Genomic DNA, 21,304 nt, shown 5'->3' on the forward strand with positions numbered 1-21,304 from the left:
GACCGCAAGCACCATGCCCTGAGAGTGCGTTCTCCGAGTCGTCGTTGAACCTGGGATACGAAGGTGTCCTCGTTCCTCGACCGTCGCAGTATGTGATTCGGACCGGGTGCCCAGCAAGCGAGCCGAACGAGGGAAGGCGTGACGAGCAGGGTGCGGTCGTTTGGCCCTGCCACGACGTCCACGGGCGCAACGAGGCGCCCCCGTGCAACCCCGCGCGCCGGGGAGGCGTCGAGCCTGGATATCGCCTGCTCTCGCCGGCCAGTGGCTAGGCCAGGCGGACACCCTCGCCATGCCCACGCTGGCCGCCTTACCGCCCAAGGCCGACCGCTGGGGCGGGCGCGGCCTGCTGCGCAACGCCTGGACAAACATCACCTACGCCCCAGCCACCGGCGCCTGAAACATGCGCGGCCGACCCGCGCTCACCGCCCCGCGGCCACCCACTCCACGGCGCTGCGATCGGCGTCCAGATCATCGCCCCGCCCGCCGCGAGCCGCACCTCCTGGGCCTGCCGCCCAGCTCCAGGCCGCCCATCCGCCGCTCAGAGCGCCCGGTTCTCGTTCTGACCCGAAAGCGTCGGCTCTGCCCCCTATTGTTTCCGGGCATGAGCCAGCCACCTGATGTGAACGCCCTGCGCTCCCAGTTACCGAAGGCGTCCCCGGCCAAGGCCTGGACGGCCGTCCGGCAACTCGTGCTGCGCTCCCGCAACGCCCAGGCGCTCGACCTGGCCGCCGACTACGCCGAGATCGCGCGGCGGACCTCGGACGACCTGGTCAATCTCTGGCACCGGGCGCTCGATCCGGATGGCTTCGCCGAGCGCGTGCTCGCCCCCGCCTTCATCGCCGAGGGCCGCACGGAGCTGCGCCTGAGCAGGCGCGACTCGCTCACTGGGCTGCGCCATCTGACCATGCTCGACACCCTCGCCCTGGATGAGTGCAAGAAGCTGACGGACCTGTCCGAGGTGGCCGCGCTGACCGGGCTGCGCGAGCTGGAGCTGGACGACTGCGGAAACGTCAGCGACCTCGGACCGCTGTCCGCGCTCGCCGGGCTGACGAACCTCCGCATCGCCCGCTGCCGCGGGGTGGCCGGCCTCTCCCCGCTGCTCGGCTTGCGCCACCTGCGCCGGCTCGACCTGACCTACTGCCGGTCCGTCAACGACGTCAGTGGCCTGTCGGGGCTGCCGACGCTGACCCAGCTGAACCTTGCGCACCTCGGGATCACCAGCCTTACAGGGCTGTGCGACCTCGACTCCGTCACCGAGCTGGCTCTGGACTGCCCCCGTCTCATCGACCTCGACGGCATCGCCGCCATGCCCGCACTCGAGAAGCTCGGGCTCTACGGCTGCACCGGCCTGAAGAGCCTGGACGGCCTCGGCCACCACCCCCGGCTGACGGTTCTCGGCCTGCCGCACGCCCCGCTGCCCGACCTGCGTCCGCTGTCACGGCTGCCCGCGCTGACTTCGGTGACCATCCAGGGCCCCCAGCAGCTCGCCTCGCTCGACGGGCTCGAGGGCCACCCGTCGCTGGCGAGGGTCTCCCTGATCTACGCGACCGACCTGCGCGACTTCTCCGCGCTCGCCCGCATGCCCGCCCTGCGCGAGCTGACCGTCCAGGGCCTGAACCAGCTCACCGACCTCACCCCGTTCTCCGGGCTGCACCACCTGGAGGAGCTCAGCCTGGTCTACATCGACACCCTGCGCACCTTCGGCGAGGGCGAGCTCGACCTGCCCGCCCTGCACACGCTGGACCTCGGCCCCTGCCGCCAGCTGCGCGACCTGGGCCAGGTCGCGGCCCTCCCGTCGCTCAAGGAGGTCCGGGTGCGCGACTGTCCCGCGCTGCCGCACGAGCTCATCCTCAAGCTGAAGGCCCGGGGCGTGCTCGTGCGGAGCTGAGGTCCCTCGGAAACTGTCGTCTGGCCGACGGTCTTCAGGCTGCGAGAGAAGACCACCCGTCGCGACAAGGTGAAGCGGCGGGGCGACTCCCTGGTGACAGTGCTGGAGGAACTCCATCTCCACGAACTGCGCGAGACACAGCGCGAGATGAACGACTGGAACCGTGGCGGTGAGGCGGAGATTCTGGAGGCGGCGCGGGAACGGGTCGAGCAGGTCGAGGAACTGCGGCGCAAGCTCGCAGCGCGAGGCGTGGCCCGCCTCCCGAAGGTCCCGCTGAGGGTCAAGCATCACCCGAGACACCAGACACGACCGGCAAACCATAAAACCGCAGGTCAGAGCCATGATCGATCAATGCTATGATCGATCATGTCTAGTCCCATGAGATGCGCGACGTTTCTGTCCCACGACATCGGCGACAGGTGATCTAGGAAACATGGCCGACCTTGTACGGCCGATGAGCTTTGACGTTGCGGACCGCAAGATCGGTGGTGCGGTGCACCGTGCGCGGCCCCTCGTCCAGATCGATGGTCAGCGTCGTGTCGCTGACGTGCACGGTGACGACCCGGCCGACATACAACCGGCCGAGGGAGACCCTCTGCCGGGTCACCATGATCACACCGAAGGTGTTCGCGCGGCGCTGCACCGTGACCGGTGACCGCTCCGGCACCGGCGGCGGCCCGGCCGGGCGAGCGCCGCGCAACTGCAGGCACTTGGCCCAGACCAACGGGTTCGGCCGGACCCGCAGCAGCTGCCGGGTGTCAGGGTCGAGGAACATCAACGTGTTCTCCTCGATCCGGATGGTGACCCGGCGCCCGCCCAGGATCTCCGCCGCCAGCAGATACCGGCCGGCCAGGCTGACCATCCCGTGCTTGTTCACCGTCCGCTCCACCTCCACCACCGCATCGTTCTCCGCCTGCGGCAGCGGCGACGGCCCCGCCGACCGGCCACCATCGGCGAACAGCCGCGCCAGATCGCTCGTCGACAGATGCGAGCGCAGGCTCTTCAACCGCACCCCGCCGACCAGCAGATGGATCACGTTCACATCCGCCCAGAACGTGATCACCTGACCGGCACGGGCCGGACCCAGCCAGAACTGCTTACCCGCCACGCCCAGGTTGCCGCTGGCCGGCACCACCCGCTCGAACTCGACCGGCCCGCCCGGCCAGGACGCTGCCGATCTCGTCGGACGCCTCGCCAGCTGCGTGCCGTCGTTGCTGCCTTCCTGGCGCTTCGAGGCCGGAGCAGCGGCGTCGGCGGCTGCATCGCCCGTGGCAAGTGCCGGGTCCGGCTGGGCGGTCGGGATCGCCGGCAGGCGCAGCGGCAACAACTCCCGCTCGGCCTCGCTCACCGGCGTGAACCGGTCAGCAGGAACGGCCATGTCCAGGCTCTGATGCGGCCGGGCGGTGTTGTAATGCTCCACCCACGCATCCAGCTCGGCCTGGAACGCGGCCAGGTCCTCGAACGGACCGGCATCCTCCAGCAACTCCCGGCGCATGCTCTGATGGAACCGCTCCACCTTGCCCGTCGTGGTCGGCGAGCGCGGCTGAGTCAGCCGATGCACGATGGCGTTGTCCCGGCAGATCCGGTCGAACAACACCTCACCGCCATGACCGAACCGGGCGGTGAACTGCTTGCCGTTGTCCGTCAGCACCTCACCCGGCGCCCCGAACGCCCGCAACGCCTCGACAAAGGCCAGGCACACGGCCCGGCCGGTGGCCCGCACCACCGCCTTGGCGATCACACAGAACCGCGAGTGGTCATCCACGCCGGTGACCACCTTCACCTCACGCCCATCGGCCAGGAACACCCCGCCGACGATGTCCAGCTGCCATAACTCCATCGGCGCCTCCCGCTGCCAGCGCCGATAGACCCGCTTGCGCCGCCCCGCACCAGGCTCGATCAGCCCATGACGCACCAGCGCCCGATACACCCCCATCCGAGACGGCGGCGGATCCACACCCCGCCGGCCGGCCTCATGCGCCAGCCGGACCGGACCCCACCGCGGATGCCGGCGCCGCAACTCACACACCAGCACCTCCACCTCCGCCGCCATCCGCGACGGAGACGAACGCGGGCGCCGCGACCGATCCACCAGCCCGCCCAGCCCCGACTCCCGATAACGCGACACCCAGCCCGACAACGTCTGCCGCGCCACCCCGACCTCGCGGGCGACCTCGGTCACCGAACCGCCGGCCAGCACCGCCAGCACAGCCCGATACCGCTGCTCCACCACGGACATATCCACCAGGGCCAATCCCGGCCTCCTGACGCACGACGCCGCAACGACGCACGCCAGACTGGCCGATGACAGCACCTGTCGCCCATGTCCTGGGACTCATCCGTCAAGCATGTCCCGGGACAGCACAATGTCATGATCGATCAACTGGATGAGACTTTTCTCTACGGTTTCAAGGGCCGAGTCGCCCACGGCGCCTCGGCCGCGTGTGGGCGGTTAGCTGGCCCGGCTGCGGCTCTTCGGCCGGTCCGGGCCAGCACCACCCACGCGCACATGACACCCAGCGGCACAGACCCATCAACCTTCAGCAATCAGGAATCACCATAGTGCGCGTGGATGTTCGACCTCTCCTCCGCCTTTCCTCACCCGAGCGACTGTCGAGACAGAAGCGGCCCACTCTCGGCATTGCCCTGGCCCTCTGCGTGGGCAAAGGGCCTCGGCCGGTCATCCCCCTACGCAATCGTTCAGTCCGGCCGTGACGATCGCTCACTCCGGTCCTCAGCTTACGGGGCCGGGGCGCTCGGCTGCCGCGGACCGACTTCGTCTGTCCTTGCCACCGGATGACCATGGCCGAGGTGGTAGATCGACGACCCCACGGTCCGCGCCTGCTGTAGAAGGATCACCTATCCCGCCTCCATCTAATAAGGACATAAAATGGGATGCTTCGCATTGCGGTATTAACAGGACAAGCTGCCCAGATTTTCATAACCAGGATCAGTGCATGCTTGCGCTTCAGAGCTCCCTAAGCCTGGCAGTGCACCCTATGACCGACGTGTCAAATAACGACTTAGACGCAGAATGATCATCACTTGACGACATCTCTGCCACTCCCCCAGCGTCGTCTGATGTCATGTCAAGGTTCGGCAGATTTGGGGAACAACTTACGCTGCTGGAACTCATCAGCGCGTTAGAAACGGTGGGGTGGGGGCTTGTGGCACATCTGGTACCGCTCCGGGAGGTATGTCATCCTCGCGACGACGTCCTCGAAGGCGGGTTGGCAGACAACCACTTCGCAGCTCAACTGGACAAGGTGGTCCGCGACGCGGAGCACTATCCGGTGTACGGCGACGCGGAAGCATTCTTCGCGCACACCTACCCCACGAGCGGTCTGAAGACGCTGCTCTCCAAGACTTTCGGTCGTCTCAGCGGAGTGAAGGGTGTCGCGGGGGAGAACGGCGTACTTCGCCCGACAACCTCCTTTGGTGGTGGTAAGACTCATGGTCTGACCGCCGTCTATCACCTCGCCAAGGGTGCTCGGCCGTCGAACATTACTGAGTTCCTCGACCTGAACCTGCTTCCCGACGGCCCGGTCCAGGTCGCGGCCCTGGTCGGCGACGCGCTCGATCCCACAGCGGGTATCGACACCAACGGCTATCGCACGTACACGATGTGGGGTGAGATGGCTGCCCAGATCGGCGATGAGGCGTTCGCGGCGATGGAGGCGAACGAAATTCAACGCACCGCTCCGGGCACCGCCACGATCAGGGCAGCCTTCGGTGGCAAGCCGACGGTCGTGATCATCGACGAGTTAGCCAAGCATCTGCGCGCAGTGGCCTCCTCCGGAAGCGAGGACGTACGCCGCATGGCCGGCGCGTTACCGGTCTTCCTCGGCAACCTCTTCGAAGTCGCCTCCGATCCGACCAACAGGGTCTCGGTCATCATCACCCTGGCCGCAACCACCAACGCGTTCGGCGCGGAGACCACCGAGATCAGCGAGTTGACCGGTGAAGAGAAAGAGAAGACAGACGCCGCCAACGCAGTCTCGGTCAAGGCTGCCCAGGAGATTGGCGATGTACTGACCCGCGCGGTGCAGCCGAGCGCGGTGATCAAGCCGGCCGATGACAATGAGATCGGCGAAATCCTCAAGAAGCGCATCTTCGCTTCTGTCGATGAGGACGCCGCCAAGGCGGCCGGGGATGCTTACCGGGGCTTTTACGAGAAGCTCGCCAAGACCGAGCAGCTTGCCGGCGGCGCCGAGCACCCGGCTTCCTACGGCGATTTGGTCACCAAGAGCTACCCATTTCACCCTGAGCTGGTTCGCGTCCTCGACAAGCGCCTAGGCAACATAACCGAGTTCCAACGCGCCCGTGGTGCCCTGAAGCTTCTGGCCGAGGTCGTGGCCAACATCTACGCCACCAGCGACAACACGGCGATCATCAACGTCGGCGACATCGACTATTCCAACGAGCCGGTCCTCAACCACCTCACCGACGGCCTCGGCCGCGCAGAGTACGCGGGCGTAGCCAAGGGAGACTTCGCTTCCAAGGCATCCCATGCCGCTGTCGTCGATGCCGACGTCTTCCCCGGCAAGCCTGCCTACGCCACCCGCGTGGCCCGCACCGTATTCACCCACTCTCTGGAGATGGTGTCCACTGCGGGGGCAGGCCGCAACGACTGGCTGGTCGGCACACTGCGTCCCGGCGAGGACGCCACCATCTTCGAGAAGGCGTTGACCGAGTCGGAGAAGGTCTTCTGGCACCTGTCGTACGACGGTGCTCGCTGGCGCTTCAACATCGAGCCCAACGTCAACGCCATCATCGAGACCGAGAAGCGAAACGTCGCCAACACCGCTGTGGCCGCGGAAGTCGATAGTCTAATTAAAAAGGCTTTCGCCAACGACGGCGGCGTCACCGCGATCCATTTCCCATCAGGCCCTGCTGAGATTCCGGATAAGGATGCGCTGCGTGTGGTCGTACTCGACCACGATGTCGTCACCGTCGACCCGGCTCATGCCGACCAGCCACCGTCACAGATCATAGAGATGCTCGACAAGGTCGGCTCGGTCGGTACGCCGCGCAAATACCGCAACTCTCTGGTTTTCGCCCTGGCCGACGCCGAGCAGGTCCACGTGCTCAAGGACCGTGCACGTGCTCTGATCGCCTCCAACAACCTCGCCGCCGATACCCACCGGCTGGGTCAGTTCAGCGAGGAGGTTCGCAAGAAGGTAGAGGCCTACGACAAGGAGGCCCGCCTCCAGGCACGCATCGCGGTCACCCGGTGCTTCAAGCACATCTACTACCCGGCCGATGAGAAGGTCACCAGCTACCTGCGCCACCGGGAGCTTCCCGCCCAGTCCCAGGGCGACCCCAAGAACGCCACCTCTGCAGTCATCACTCTGCTGACCGACGAGGACAAGATCCGTACTAGCCCGTTCACCGCCTCCTTCCTGCGCAACCGCACCTGGGCCAACAAGGAGGCCACGAGCACGGCGGCGATCGCAGACTACTTCTGGTCCGACCACAAGGCCTCCATCGTCCGCAATACCTCCCTGTTGCGTGACGCGATTGTCAACGGCGTTAACCACGACCACTGGGTCTACTACGACTCGGCCAGCGGCAAGGCCTACACGGCCAATAACCAGGCTGGCATGTCGATCGCCTTTAGCGCCGATGCCGAGGTCATGACTATGGCCGAGGCACAGAAGCGCGGCCTACTGGTCCGTAAACCCACTCAGACTGACCTTCGTTCGGTGCTTACCAGCGACCAGCTCACTGGCGCCGACGTCCGCACCCGCCTGGAGGCCGTCTGTGGCGGCGAGCCCTCTAAAACCGACGTGCTCGACCTGCTAGCTACCGCCGTTCAGTCCAGCGAGTACAGCTGGTTCGTTGCTACCGACACCGAGCCTGCCGCCGGCGTCCGGGCGCTCTCACCATCAGCGATCAAGGACAAGGGCCTCGACACCCTCCACATCCTCCCCAGGGAAACCGCCGACGAGATCGGCATCGAGGTTCCCACTCGCATTGCCACTTCCAAGACCTTCACCGCGAACGGCCCCGGCGGCGCGGCCATGCAGACCCTGCTTGATGCCGTCTCCGACTACGCGATCCGCACTATCAGGACTCTCACTTTGAAGGTGAGCGCAGATACTGCGTCTGGTACGAGCGACATCGACCTCGCCGTCGTCTCGCTTGGCATGCTGCAGAAGCAGAGCATCACGGTTCGCTCCACGATCCGCGCAGAGTATAAGGGCCTCACCGGAGGCGGCATCCAGTTCCAGGGCACCGCCGAGCGCGCCGACTTCCAGGTGGCCTATGGCCACGCCAAGAAGGCGCTCACCGCCGCCACGAAGGTGGTCGGCGACCTCACCCTCACCTTCCGATTTGACCCGGCACTCGACGTTAATGACCCGCAGTTCGCGCAGATCCATGACGTCATCAAGAAGCTCGGTATGAAGAGCACCGGCATGACTGCAGAGGTGACCAAGTGAGCGCCTCGAAGCACGCGGCGACTGTTCCAAGCCAGCGGCTCACTGTCGTCACGGGCGTCCGTGGTTTCCGTCTCATCGTGCGCCCCGGCCGTGGTGAGACCTACGGGCTCACTATCGAGGAAACCTACGGTGAGGTCGGCTCCATCCTTGCGACGGCCGTCGTCAACCTCACGCCGCAGCAGACAGGCCGTGTCATCGACGCCCTCTTTGCAGCTATGAGGCGATCGGGCCACCAACCCAGCGTACTGACTTTCACCCGCAAAGCACCCATCCGGCTCTCGGAACCCGACGGCGTGCGGTTGGCCCTGATCCTGATGGCCACACAACCCATTGCCAAGCACGAGCGCGTCCGTGTGGTCGTCGCCGGCATCAACGCCATGAGCACCGAGGAGACCTACTACTGGTACTCCAAGTGCATTGGCATCGACGCCAGTCGCGCCCGCAAGGCCCTCCGCACCCTCCTCTCCGACGACTGAAAGCGTGCACCCGTGACAACGCGGCCCAAAGTACTGGCTGAAAGCTGGCTGCCGGTGGCGGCTCTGAGTATTGAGTCACGACGCGAAGCTGCGCCGATCCCAGGGCAGTTTCCAAAGCTCAAGACCCTCCATCAGTGGTGGGCTCGTCGTCCTATTGTCGCTTCGGCAGCCACAGTTCTGGCGGGAATACTGCCAGCCTGGAGCGACGAACTTGCGGAGCGGCATCCTACAATCAGCGCGCTGCAAACCGAACGGGCATATCGGGACTGGTTCAACCGCCTCATCGGTATTTGGGGAGATGCCGTGCTGGCGAAACGAACCAGCGAAGCAGCCAAGGCCGCGGGCGTCAAACTTAAAGACAATCCCTACACATACCGTCCAGCGTTCAAGAACAGTGTCGGTGAGCAGGAAATTCGAGAATTGCACGACGTCCTCGTCGGCACGTGGGGGCACCTTCCTACCGTTGCAGATGTGACCGCTGGGGGAGGCTCCATCCCGTGGACCGCACTGCGCTTAGGCCTGCCGACTTACGCGAACGACCTCAACAGCGTGGCTGTGTCGATCCTGAACGCTAGTCTCACCATCCCAGCCAAACACGGCACAGCGCTAACTCCAGCCCTGCGCAAGTGGGGTCAGCGGATCGTGGACGATGCCACTACCAGGCTCCTTGAGTACTTCCCGAAGACGGACAGGGAAACGGTTACCAACTATCTCTACGCGCATGCGGTTGCTTGCCCACGTACCGGCCGGATTGTGCCGCTAATGCCGGATTGGTGGCTTCGGAAGGGGCCCAAGCCAGCTGCCGTGCGAATGCTGACGGAACTCGACGGAGTCGCTTTGCAGACCCCGAGATTTGAAGTCGTGCACGAGGGAGATATCAACTTCGATGCCGACAGAGGTCTCTTTGCGGGTGGTCGCGCGATCAGTCCGTACGACAACCTCGTCGTCGATGGCGACTACATCAAGGCCGAGGCTAAGGCCGGCCGCATGACTCAAGTTCTTTACGCAATTGTCGTCAAGACACCTGCTGGACGAACCTTCCGATCGCCGACCGATGTCGACCTCAAGGCGCTGGATGAGGCTGAGCGTCTGGTAGCGGAGAACATCGGTATCTGGGAAGCTACTGGCATCATTCCCTCGACACCGATTCCCGAGGTATCGAACTACGATCGCGGTCATCGGATGTACGGCATCAACAAGTGGGCCGACTTCTTTTCCCCTCGCCAGCTCCTCACCCATGCTGCCTTCGTCCAAGCGTTCCGCAAGGTGGCCGAAGAAGCAAGGGCGGAGCTCGGTGAGAGCCTCTCCAACGACATACTCACAGAGCTTGCACTTATGCAGGGCAAGGCTCTGAATTACAACGCAAGACAAACGTCTTGGAACGTAAACCGCCAGTCGACTCGCGCTGTATTTGAAAAGCACAACTTCGCATTCAAGTGGACCTTCGTCGAGTTCCCGGGCCCAGGAGAACTTCTCCCGTGGTGCTTGGACCAGTTGGTCGACGCTTACGACGAGCTCGCACGCCTTCTCGAAGAGACTGGCAGTAGCGCACCTGATGCACGCCTAGACCGCAAAGTGCACGTGACCGCTGGGACCGCGGCCGACATCCCCTCCATACCTGACGGTTCCATCGATCACATCTGCATGGACCCGCCCTACTACGCCAACGTCATGTACTCCGAGCTCTCCAACTTCTTCTACGCCTGGGAGCGGGAGACCCTTGGTGTTGTGACGCCGGAGCTATTCGAAGAAGAAAACACTGACCTCGAAAACGAGGCCGTCACCAATGATGCACGGTTCGCAGCGCTAGGGCGCCGCAAGAAGGAAATCGCGAACCTCGACTACGAGGCCAAGATGGCTTCAATCTTCACTGAATGCCGCAGAATCCTATCCGACAATGGCGTACTCACAGTGATGTTCACCAACAAGAACGCACGCGCGTGGGATGCATTGGGCTCGGCATTGATCACAGGGGGTTTCACTGTTGAGACGTCCTGGCCTGTCGCTACGGAGCCAGAGTCCAGCAGCCACCAAGCCAACAAGAACGCCGCAGAGTCCACGATCATGCTGGTCTGTCGTAAACGGGACCAAAGCGGTGATACCGGGAAGCGTTACCTCGAAGACGTAGCACCTGAGGTTCGCACAGAAGCAAGGAGGGCATCGCTCCGCTTCGCCGAAGACGGAATCGAAGGTGTCGACCTCATGCTCGCCACATACGGCCCCGCACTGTCCGTTATCTCGCGGAACTGGCCTGTCTACTCGTCGGTACCCGATGACGACGGAACCGACCGGCTTCTGAGGCCGGAGGAAGCTCTGAACATCGCGCGCGAGGAGATCGTCGAACTCCGACGTCTACGCCTTGTGGGGGAAGCGGTCCAAGTCGATAGCCTTACCGACTTCGTGCTCATGGCCTGGGATATCTTTAAAGCACGGGAAGCTGACTTCGATGCTGCTCGGCTCCTTGCCTTAGCCATCGGCGGACTCGATATCGACCACCTGACGAGAGCCAAGATACTTAAGAAGAAGTCTGGAACAGTAGAGTTATTGACGCCCGAGGAACGGGTCCGCAGGGGCAACGAAGGCAACGCCCCCGGAGTCCGCCCAGAGGCAACCAAATTCGAGCACCTCATCGACGCCGTCGACACGATGCTCTACATCGCCAAAATTGACGGCATACAAGCTGCAAAGCGTTTTCTCGATCGACATGGCTATACCAGTGATGGTGCGTTCATCGCCACCGTTCAAGGCTTAATCAATGCGATCCCTCGCAAGAAGTCAAAGGGCGAGTGGATCTATCCGGAGGCAAACCTTCTCGATACTTTGTGCACGCTCTATTTCGATGGTGTTGAGCTCCCAGCTGACGATCTCGATGTAACCGTCATTGACGAACAACCCGGCCTTTTCGAGATGGAGTGAAGTTGGCCGAGCACGACGATGCTCTATTTCCTGGTGCCGCCGCCACGCCAACCGCGCTGACGCAGGATGGTCTCTTCGACCACGACCCTGCCACGGCCGAGGATTCGTTCCGCAACGTGACGCTTAAGGCGATGTACTCACCCGACGACACACCATTCGAGACGTTCTACGAGCCGTTGCTTTCGCGAGCCGTTGCCTACGACCGAGCAGTTGGCTACTGGTCCGGCGCAGAGCTGCAATTTGCCGCGCAGGGCACGGCGTACTTCATCGCCCGTGGTGGCGTGATGAGACTCATCGTCGGCGCCCAGCTCGGCAAGAAGGACGTGGACGCGGTGCTCTCCGGCACGCCTCTCGACGATGTCGTCGCCGGTCGTCTACTGGCTGACCCTGGCCTAGAGGGTATGAAGATAGTGCAGAGCGAGCATCTAAGCGTGCTGGCCTGGATGGTGGCCAACAACCGGCTGCACATCCGAGTGGGCATCCCGGTCGACAAGCATGGCCACCTGCTTACCCATAAGGAGTCGGGCCGCTACTTCCATACCAAGTACGGCATCTTCACAGACCGTTATGGCCAAAAGGTCGCATTCAGCGGCTCCAATAACGCCTCTGTCACCGCATGGGTGAAGAACCACGAGACCTTCGACGCCTACCGCTCCTGGCGCACCGAGTCCTGGGAGGACTACGGCAAGCCCAAGGAGCGAGCCTTCGATCAGCACTGGCGCGGCCACCCCGACAAGGGTTGGGCGGTCATCGACCTGCCCACCGCCGTCCGAGAGCACCTGATAGAGCACGCTCCTGACGCGCCGCCGTTTCCCTCCGACGCACTCGTACCGCAGCCGAGGCCTCAGGAGACAGATTGCAAGACCCCGCCGGTCGAGGTGGACGTCGATATCCAGGCAGCCTGGGACGAGCTGGTCGCTCTTCGGGATGCGCCGAAGGCGTCCGCATGGACTGGCGTGGGTACAGCGTGGGCTCAGCCGCTGCCACATCAGGCCGAGCTGATCCACCGGGTGGTGTCGACGTACCCGCGAGGTTATCTCTTCGCCGACGAGGTCGGCCTCGGCAAGACCGTCGAGGCAGGCATGGTGTTACGCGAGCTCTTTACCTCCGGTAGAGCAACGAAGGCCTTGCTTCTAGTGCCGGCCTCGGTGATGAAACAGTGGCAGGAAGAACTGCACGAGAAGATGAACCTCGACGTCGCCCGCTACGACAAGGGCAACTTCGTCGACCGATTCGACCGGCCCCTCGAAACCGACCCGAAGGCCAACCCGTGGTCGGCCTTTCCGATTGTGCTTGCCTCCTCCCACCTCGCTCGCCGCCGCGCTCGCCGTGCCGAAATCCTCGACGCGGGACCGTGGGATGTCGTTCTCGTCGATGAGGCCCACCACGCCCGTCGCCGCGGCTCCAAGGCAAGCGACACCCCCAATTCCCTTCTCGCGCTGCTCCAAGAGATGAAGAAGCGCGACCTATGGCGCGCGCTCTACCTGGCTTCGGCGACTCCGATGCAGATGCACGCCCATGAAGCCTGGGATCTCATCGAGCTCCTCGGGCTGCCGGGCAAATGGGGTGAGCAGGCGTTCTTCTTCACCCAGTACTTCACCTACCTCGGTGACCCACCCGAGAGACGCGGTTGGAAACTCATCTGCGACATGCTGGAAGATTACTTCTCCGACCCGCTCGCCGAACACGACTACGAGCTGGAACAGCTGGCCAACGATGCACTCGGATGGGCCGAAGCGTTGACGGTGATCGGGATGGCCGGCAACCCGCCCTCGCCTGACCTCAGAGCACAGTTCCCCAATGCCACCTCCGAGTGGATGGATAAGTGGGCTCGCCGCCACACCCCGATGCGCGATCGAGTTTTCCGCAACACCCGCAAGACCATGCGGGCCTACCAGGCGGCCGGCATCATCCCGGCCTCAGTTGTCATCCCGTATCGACACGTCACCGACGAGTTCATCCCTCTGGCACCGAACGAGCGGAGGCTGTACGACCGTATCGAGGAGTACATCCGCCGCCACTACAACACTTACAAGTCTGACCAGGCGACCAGGGCGCTCGGTTTCATCATGACCGTCTACCGGCGTAGGCTGACTTCCTCCTTCGAAGCGATCAAGCAGTCCCTCCAGCGCCGCCTCGACGTACTCGAGCAGGGCAAGAGCCTGGCCGACCTCCTCACGGACGACGATGGCGCCGACCTGGAGAGCTCTCTCTTCGACCCCGAGGCCTTCGACGTCCGCGCAGACCGTCTCAAAGAGGAGATCGGCGAACTCCGCTCCTTCCTCAACGACCTCGGCGATATCACCGGTGAGGACACGAAGGCCAAACAGCTCGTCGAGGATCTGTCTAAGTCGTTCAAGACGTATGACTCCGCTGTAGTCTTCACTCAGTACGCCGACACCATGGACTACGTCCGCGAGCGCCTTCTAGCCGCTGGCTACAACAAGCTTGGCTGCTACTCCGGCCGCGGCGGCGAGATATACGATCCGGTCGGGGGGGACTGGAAAGCTGTCACCAAGGCCGAGATCAAGAACCGGTTCCGCAACGGCAGTATTGAAGTCCTGATCGGTACCGACTCGATGAGCGAGGGCCTCAACCTGCAGACGTCGGGTCGCCTCATCAACTACGACATGCCCTGGAATCTGATGCGCGTCGAGCAGCGCATCGGTCGCATCGACCGTATCGGCGCTACCTATGAGGACCTCCAGATCAGCAACTACTTCTACAAAGATACTGTTGAGGAGCAAGTCTACATGGGCATCAAGGAGGACTACGACGACTTTACTAACATAGTTGGCGGCGCTGCACCTGTCCTAGGCACTGTCGAGAAAGTCATCGAAGACCTCGTCCTTGCCGCGCACCTCAGCGACGAAATGATCGTCAACGGGATCGCCAGCATCCGACTCCAAATCGAGGACATCAACAACCAGCCGGTCAACACCGACGACCTCGGTGCCCCTGATGACGGCAGCACCATCAAGCCTCCACCGAACCTGGTTGGAGACATCACTCCGCCGGTCCTTTCCACCAAACTCACGAACAACCTTCTCTCAGGGCGCTGGTTGACGCCAGACGACGAACGCCCTAGTGTCTACAATCTCTTCCTTATGGGCGACGACGCCCGTGTGTCCTTCAGGCGTTCCGACGGCGCGAAATCCATCGCGTGCTACTTAGGTCAGCTACCCACGGCCTCAGTCCCCGTGACATTCGACCGCGAAATCTGGGACAGCAGCGGCGACAGCGACCTCATCTTCCTGACTTACGGGTCGCCCGAATTAGCTTCCCTCCTGCCTCGCGAACCCAGTGAGGTGATCTCAGCGAAATAGTTCGGGCAATTGGGGATTATCTGGACGCCGCAGATGGCTTTCCGGACCTTTCGGGAGGAGTCACCGAAGGCCGGAAACAGACGTGGAGCCCCCGGTAGAAGAGCTCTCACCACAAGAACGCTCAAGGCCGAAAGGCTCCACGTGATTGCTCATCGTGCCACGCTCGACGTCTCCCGCGCACTCGTTCAGTACGTCGCACGACTCCTGCACGACGAACGCCGACGGCGTGGCACCCCACACGGAAGCCGAGCCCTGACCCCCTTCCGGCAGGCAGTCATGGTGGTGCGCTGGTTCCGCGGCGAGCACGACATCCCCAAACTCGGCCGCGACCACCGCGTCTCCCGGGCCACCGCCTACCGCTACATCCACGAAGGCATCGAAGTCCTCGCAGCTCAAGCACCAGATCTGCACCAAGCCCTCGACCGCGCCCACGCCGAGGAACTGGCGTACGTAATCCTCGACGGACCCTGATCGGCATCGATCGCTGTGCCGAGCAGACGATCAGCGTCAAGGGCGAATCCATCGACGCATGGTACTCCGGCAAGGCCCACCAGCACGCCGGCAACCTTCAAGCACTCTCGGCACCAGGCGGGCTGCCGTTGTGGATCGCCGAGGTCGAACCCGGCTCCGTCCACGACTTGACCGTCGCCCGCGCACGGGTACTGGGCGCGTTGTACGCCGCGGCCGCACGCGGCCTGCCCACACTCGCCGACAGCGGCTACGACGGCGCCGGAATCGGCATTCACACACCGATCAAGCAGCCCGAAGGCAACCAAGTACTCAGCCCGGACAACCGCACCTACAACCGCCTTCTACGCTCCCTGCGCTGCCTCGGCGAACGCGGCTTCGCCCTGCTCAAAGGCCGCTGGCGGACCCTCCAGCACGTCACCGTCAGTCCCAGCCGAATCGGCGACATCGCGCGCGCGGCACTTGTCCTCACCCATTTCGAGCACGACTACCTGCTCGCAATTCCTTGAGATCACCTCAGTGAGTGACAGATTGCGGCGAGGATCACCTCAGCCGGATAGCAGCGCCCTCTGGTCCCCAACCTCAAGTCGGTCGTATAGCAAGAAGCCAGCAGTGTTAGCTGTCCATGAGTTGTTCCCCAGCTCAATTGAATATGCAGCCGAAGAAGAGGAGCGCTCCTCTACAACAGTTGCCGCACGTTCGGTTAGCCACTTACAAAGCGCGAGCTGCCCAGGACCAGAAGAGTTAATGCTCACTAGCGATGACAACGAGTTCGGCCCCCTGACTCGTCACGGAACCTCGCACGCTGTTCAAAAGGGTTTCGAGAAGATTGAGCCGGAAAATGTCTTCCATCGGACTAGTGCCTCCAGCTCGCTGGTACCGCACCTTGCTCAAATGAGGTTGGACTATGACCACCCGGGCCTTATCCCTGGGGCTTCGGCAGTTGAGCGCATCCAGCAGGTCCTCTCTGCTATCCACCCGGACGCCCTCTACCCACGTAGCCGGCCGTGGTGTTGGCGGCGACTCGAGCCGGTCCCGCAATCGGGACGGGTTGAGGTTAATCAAATTCTTGATCGCCTGACTTGCCACGATTTCGTAAGGCCCTACTGCAATGCGGCGTGACCAAGCGCTGCTTTTTGCAGCCTTGACATGGATCAGGCTCAAGGTGCCGTCGTTGTCGATATGCACAAAGTCAGCAATCTCGCCGGGGCCGTCATCGCAAGTCAGCCACCCAGACGAGAAGGTGTTGACGATCCAGCCGAAGAGCGAGACATCACCAGCCAACCCCACCTTGCTGTGGATTTCTGCCGGTGAAGACCCGATTGGCTTCTCACGGGCTATCTCGTAGCCAGTGAAGTCGGCCCACTGCCAATGGTGGAAGGCATGTTGCTGTACTTGCGACTGAAAGATACTCCTCCCGTCGATCATGTGGCCTGATTCGTAGTAGATCCTGACGAGTTGCTCGCTATACTGCAGCGCATCTAGGATTTTCCGGACCTCGGGCAGGCTCGTGGGCTCATTTTGAAACCCGAACCGCACTCTTACCGCGCCGGATTCCAGCCGCACAACCGCTTGCAGCGTTCCACAATGGACTCCATCGAGGCCCACGTCTACAGAAAAATTGGCGGAGTCGCGTTGTCCACGCACCTCGATGAGCGCTCGCTCCAGCAATTGAGCCGCATCGATGAGTTCGTCATAGGCACCGAGCGACGACGACAGCTCATCGGCAGGTGTGGTGGCGAGATCGAACGCCCCGTGAACCTCCGACAGATTGTACGACTGCACGGCCAGAATGGGGAAAGGGCGAACGAGTTCCGCACCACCTTCAATCGTTTCCTCAAGCAGCCGAAGCGCCTCTATAGTCATCTCCACGAACTCATCGAAGTCGTTCGTAGCCCTTCCCCAGATGAGAGCATTTCTCGGGGTAGTCCCGATGCTGCCGGTAAGCGCCTGGCGAGAACCCGCGGCTGGCAAGCTAGCTCGGGCAGAAGAGAAGGCGAACGAGCCGTCCTCCAACGGGTTGAGAGCGTCCTGAAGACGTTGACCGCTAAGGTTCTTGGTATCGGGACGGGTGGTCCGCCGAGTGTGAGTCCCTTGCAGCCAGAGCCCTCTCGCTTCTCCCTGGAGTAGCGCCCCTTGGAATACCTCCGGCGGGACTCGGACGAAGGGCGGGATCGGCGGCCTGCTAAGCCACCGCTGCAGTCGACTCTTGAGGTAATTATCGCAGTATACAGCGACGAATTCATTGTGCGTGAGCGCAAGAGCGAGCGAATGCTTGGTGTCGACCAGCTCGAATTGAGGATTAGCCCAACTCGGCCGACAATCCTGCCGATAGATAAATCCATCAACACGACAGGGAAGCATTTTGCCCTCAGCCACCAACCCGTCGGCAACGATAACCGGAAGCTCCTTACCCGGGCGTCGAGCAGGAGCCTTAAGGAAATTAAGGAGCTGTGATATCGCTCGCTTTTTATTCGTAGCCGTGCATCGAAGGACGATAATTGAGAAGAATGGCCGAAGCCATTCCGGCTGAATCTCACGAAGAGGATGCTCGTCGGACGTCGCCACGATCCGACGCTAATATCCCTGCTTGCCAGCCCGCTAGATACCCCAGGAAGGATTAGCCAAAATGTAATCTTGATACTAACCGAAACTACTTTTATCACACTATTGCGCCATTCTCTAAAAATGGGCACTATCGAACAGAACTGCAACAAGCTGGAAGGCTCTGCGGACGGCAGAGGATTGTGCATGCGGCGGGAGGCTGCCTCCAGCGCCATGTGCCGGAGGCAGGCCGCATGATAGCGGCGAGGCGGGAACGCCGAAATTGGCAGCCTGACTAGCGTAAGTGCCGTAGCTGGTCGCGGGCGGCGGCCACAAACAACGTGGTTACTGTAGCTGCGTCAGTTGGTTTGGGACATGTGCGGGATGATCAAGCAGCCAAAATAGGCATACCACAGCGTTCCAGCAGGTCAGAGTACGTGAATGGCTGCCAGTGCCCTCGCTCTCCTAAAGCGGGTGCCGCAGGTTCGAATCCTGCCGGGGGCACTCACCTAGATCGGCATTTCAGGCGCCTGACCTGCGGTTTTACAGCCGCAGGTCTTTTGCTTTCCAGACCCCGCCAAGCAGCCAACCGTGCCCACATGCGGCCGTACGACCATGATCAGGGGACATATGAGGGATGATCTTGGAGGTATTTCCCCAGGTCAGCCCCTAATTCCGAGTCATCCGCGCAGCCGACAACCCGCTGCGGTCGCCCCCTCATGCGCAACACAGCCGTCGATCGTGCCAAATACTGAGGCTTTCCACCTGATCGCGCTGGTCAGCAGAGACGACACTAGGGCGGGTTGGCATGAGAAGAGGCTCCCGGTAAGACAGCAGTCGACCAAGATCCGATGCCTCTACCGGAGAGCCTCGATGCTGTCTTACCGTGCCGCGATTCCGCTGTCCAATCGCACCCTGATCCGCCTGACTGACCTACGCCCGGCTGGCCGCCGGCTTCCACGTCGGCACCAGCACCGCCTGGCGCTACGTCCGCGAAGCAGCCGACCTGCTCGCCACGCTCGCCGACGACGTCCACGCCACCGTCTTACGCGCCGGTCGGCCGGCCTACACCATCCTGGACGGCACCCTGATCCCGATCGACCGGCTGGCCGACGAACGGCCCTACTACTCCGGCAAACACCGACGCTACGACGTGAACGTGCAGGTCCTGGCCGATCCAGCCGACCAGCTCATCTGGGCCTCACCCGCACTGCCCTGAGCCACGCACGACCTGACCGCCGCCCGCACCACCGGCCTGATCGACGCGCTCACCACCGCAGGAGTGAAGACCTTCGCCGACAAGGGCTATCAAGGCGCGAGAGGCAGCATCCGCACCCCGCCCAAAGGCCACCGGCTGTGGCCGCCGCTGTCGCGCCATCAGCCCTCGTCAACCGCGCACACACCCGCATCCGCTCCTGCGGGGAACGCGTCGTCGCCACGTCGAAGACCTGGAAGATTCTGTCCTGCCTGCACTGCTGCCCGCACTGTGCCACCCCGATCGTGCAGGCCGTCCTCGCCCTGAAGCTCATCGAGGAAAGCCGGTACTCAGGATGATAGGGCTCAACGTTTCGCCGGAGACCGGGATCGTCTTCCCGCGCCTTTTGCGGAAGGCCGCGGCCTTCGGGGTCTCAGTTTCCGAGGATCTTCGCCAGCAACGTCACCACAGCCAGGCTGACGCCGACGGGAACGGCGAGCGCCGGTTGCACCGCAACCGTCACGCCGGCCAGGACCGCGGTGACGATGATGAGGAGCGCGCGCGTACTCAGTAACGGCTGAGATCCTGCAGGGTCGGTCGGCGGCTGCGAGTCGCTCTGCCGTTCACCCATGATGGCCTCGATTCTCGCGGCGGGGCAGCGGATGTGGTCATCATGGCCGCAAGCTCGTGCATATGCAAGTGCATCACCATGCATATGCATCATGCATTTCCGGCACGAGCCCTTAGGATGCTGATACTCGTGCAAGCGAACGGACGACGGGAGCGTTCATGGGCGAACCGGCGGGCCAGGACACGGGGGCCACGCCGAGCACGAACGGCCCCTCCCTGAGCGGCCCTACGGTGTTGCGCATCGTGCTCGGCTCGCGGCTGCGCCAGTTGCGCCTAGCACGGAACATCACCGCCGAGGAAGCCGCGCACCTGATCCGGGGGAGCCAGTCCAAGATCAGCCGGCTCGAGTCCGGCCGCCTCAGCTTCAAAGAGCGGGACGTGACGGATCTGCTCACCCTCTACGGGCTAGCGGATCCGGCCGAGCGCGAGGCGTTGCTGGAGATGGCCAGGCAGTCGAACGCCCCCGGCTGGTGGCACCAGTACTCCGACATCGTGCCGAGCTGGTTCCACACCTATCTCGGCCTGGAGGAGGCGGCCGGCGCCATCCGCACCTTCGAGACTGCCCATATCCCCGCGCTGCTGCAGACGCGGGAGTACGCCGACGCTCTGCCGACCTGGGGGTCGAGGGAGATCGCCGCGGACACGCGGGAGCGGCTGCTCGACTTCACGGCGAGGCGACAACGACTGCTCCAGCGGCCGAACGCCCCGCACTTGTGGTTCGTCCTGGACGAAGGGGTGTTGCTCCGGCAGGTGGGCGATCGGGAGACGATGCGTGCTCAGCTGGAGCACCTCATCCGGGTCACCCACCTGCCGAACGTGACCGTGCAGATCCTTCCGTTCGCCGCCCTCCGGCTGGGGAGCAGCCCTTTTTACATTCTTCGTTTCATGGAGCCGTCGTTGCCCGACCTGGTGTTCATCCAGCACCTGACCGGGGCCCTGTATCTCGACAGGGCGGCGGACGTGGATATCTATTACACGGAGCTGGACAGGCTCGCGGTGGCCGCCCACACCCCGAAGGACAGCCGGAAAGTCATTCACACGGTGCTCGACGGTCTGGACCGCTAAGGTCAGGTCGCGTTTTCCGCGGCTTCCGGCCAGGCGAGCTCCCGTACCGGCACCCGGAGGGCGGACAGGGCCCAGCGGCCGGAGCCGAGGATGGCGAGGAGCAGGAATCCCCAGCAGAACAGCGCGGTCTTTTCGCCGTCGTTTCTGCATCGGGAACAGCGCTTGCGGCTGGTGGACGACGAAGTAGGCGTACGCCATGCTGCCGTGCAGATGAAGGCCGCGACGCGGATGCCGAGGCCGAGAATGACGAGGGTGCCGGCGATCAACTGGATGACCGAGGCCCACCAGCCGGGCCACTGGCCGAATCACGGCGATCCCGGCCGCCGGCAACCAATGCGACCGCACCGACATTG

10 protein-coding genes and 3 pseudogenes are annotated in these 21,304 nt (G+C 63.2%); 9 read left to right on the plus strand and 4 right to left on the minus strand.

Annotated elements, in window-relative coordinates; genetic code table 11:
- Positions 1 to 601: 601 nt before the first annotated feature.
- Together ABD292_RS25145 and ABD292_RS25150 are read left to right on the plus strand one after the other, a co-directional pair.
- A complete protein-coding gene (locus tag ABD292_RS25145; protein WP_344211273.1) occupies positions 602 to 1,888 on the plus strand; it encodes a leucine-rich repeat domain-containing protein in 1,287 nt (428 codons plus the stop codon).
- A gap of 93 nt (positions 1,889 to 1,981) precedes the next feature.
- Positions 1,982 to 2,248 carry a hypothetical protein gene (locus ABD292_RS25150; RefSeq protein WP_344211275.1) on the plus strand — a complete coding sequence of 89 codons (267 nt, stop codon included), beginning with the start codon at positions 1,982 to 1,984 and terminating at the stop codon, positions 2,246 to 2,248.
- A 511-nt stretch (positions 2,249 to 2,759) separates the two neighbouring features.
- Here the strand turns inward: ABD292_RS25150 and ABD292_RS25155 are convergent.
- Positions 2,760 to 4,127: pseudogene (locus tag ABD292_RS25155) on the minus strand (IS481 family transposase); the annotation flags it as partial.
- Between the two features lie 991 nt (positions 4,128 to 5,118).
- Here ABD292_RS25155 and ABD292_RS25160 point away from each other — a divergent pair.
- From ABD292_RS25160 to ABD292_RS25180, 5 genes and pseudogenes are all read left to right on the plus strand, one after another.
- Complete coding sequence (locus tag ABD292_RS25160) at positions 5,119 to 8,331, plus strand: ATP-binding protein (protein ID WP_344211277.1); 3,213 nt, start codon at positions 5,119 to 5,121, stop codon at positions 8,329 to 8,331.
- The gene (locus ABD292_RS25165; protein WP_344211279.1) at positions 8,328 to 8,807 is read left to right on the plus strand and encodes a DUF7680 family protein; all 480 of its coding nucleotides are present in this window, start codon (positions 8,328 to 8,330) and stop codon (positions 8,805 to 8,807) included. Before ABD292_RS25160 ends, ABD292_RS25165 begins: the two co-directional genes overlap by 4 nt.
- 12 nt (positions 8,808 to 8,819) lie before the next feature.
- Positions 8,820 to 11,723: a DUF1156 domain-containing protein gene (locus ABD292_RS25170; RefSeq protein ID WP_344211281.1), complete on the plus strand. Its 2,904-nt coding sequence runs from the start codon at positions 8,820 to 8,822 to the stop codon at positions 11,721 to 11,723.
- A 2-nt stretch (positions 11,724 to 11,725) separates the two neighbouring features.
- A complete protein-coding gene (locus ABD292_RS25175; RefSeq protein ID WP_344211283.1) occupies positions 11,726 to 15,049 on the plus strand; it encodes a DEAD/DEAH box helicase in 3,324 nt (1,107 codons plus the stop codon).
- A gap of 141 nt (positions 15,050 to 15,190) precedes the next feature.
- Positions 15,191 to 16,026 (plus strand): annotated as a pseudogene (locus tag ABD292_RS25180) (HARBI1 family protein).
- A 235-nt stretch (positions 16,027 to 16,261) separates the two neighbouring features.
- Here ABD292_RS25180 and ABD292_RS25185 read toward each other — a convergent pair.
- On the minus strand, positions 16,262 to 18,085 hold the full coding sequence (locus tag ABD292_RS25185) for a hypothetical protein (protein WP_344211285.1): 1,824 nt from the start codon (positions 18,083 to 18,085) through the stop codon (positions 16,262 to 16,264).
- A 907-nt stretch (positions 18,086 to 18,992) separates the two neighbouring features.
- Between ABD292_RS25185 and ABD292_RS25190 the strand changes: the two are divergent.
- A pseudogene (locus tag ABD292_RS25190) lies at positions 18,993 to 19,615 on the plus strand (transposase family protein); the annotation flags it as partial.
- Between the two features lie 74 nt (positions 19,616 to 19,689).
- On the opposite strand, the gene ABD292_RS25195 reads toward ABD292_RS25190, so the two are convergent.
- The gene (locus ABD292_RS25195) at positions 19,690 to 19,887 is read right to left on the minus strand and encodes a hypothetical protein (RefSeq protein ID WP_344211287.1); all 198 of its coding nucleotides are present in this window, start codon (positions 19,885 to 19,887) and stop codon (positions 19,690 to 19,692) included.
- A gap of 158 nt (positions 19,888 to 20,045) precedes the next feature.
- On the opposite strand from ABD292_RS25195, the gene ABD292_RS25200 reads away from it, so the two are divergent.
- Positions 20,046 to 20,951, plus strand: coding sequence for a helix-turn-helix domain-containing protein (locus ABD292_RS25200; RefSeq protein ID WP_344211289.1), 906 nt, complete (start codon positions 20,046 to 20,048; stop codon positions 20,949 to 20,951).
- Between the two features lie 2 nt (positions 20,952 to 20,953).
- Here the strand turns inward: ABD292_RS25200 and ABD292_RS25205 are convergent, their stop codons facing one another.
- Entirely contained in the window at positions 20,954 to 21,217 is a 264-nt protein-coding gene (locus ABD292_RS25205) for a hypothetical protein (protein ID WP_344211291.1), read from the minus strand.
- Positions 21,218 to 21,304 lie beyond the last annotated feature (87 nt).

The organism is Nonomuraea bangladeshensis (assembly GCF_039529455.1).
Taxonomy (GTDB): domain Bacteria; phylum Actinomycetota; class Actinomycetes; order Streptosporangiales; family Streptosporangiaceae; genus Nonomuraea; species Nonomuraea bangladeshensis.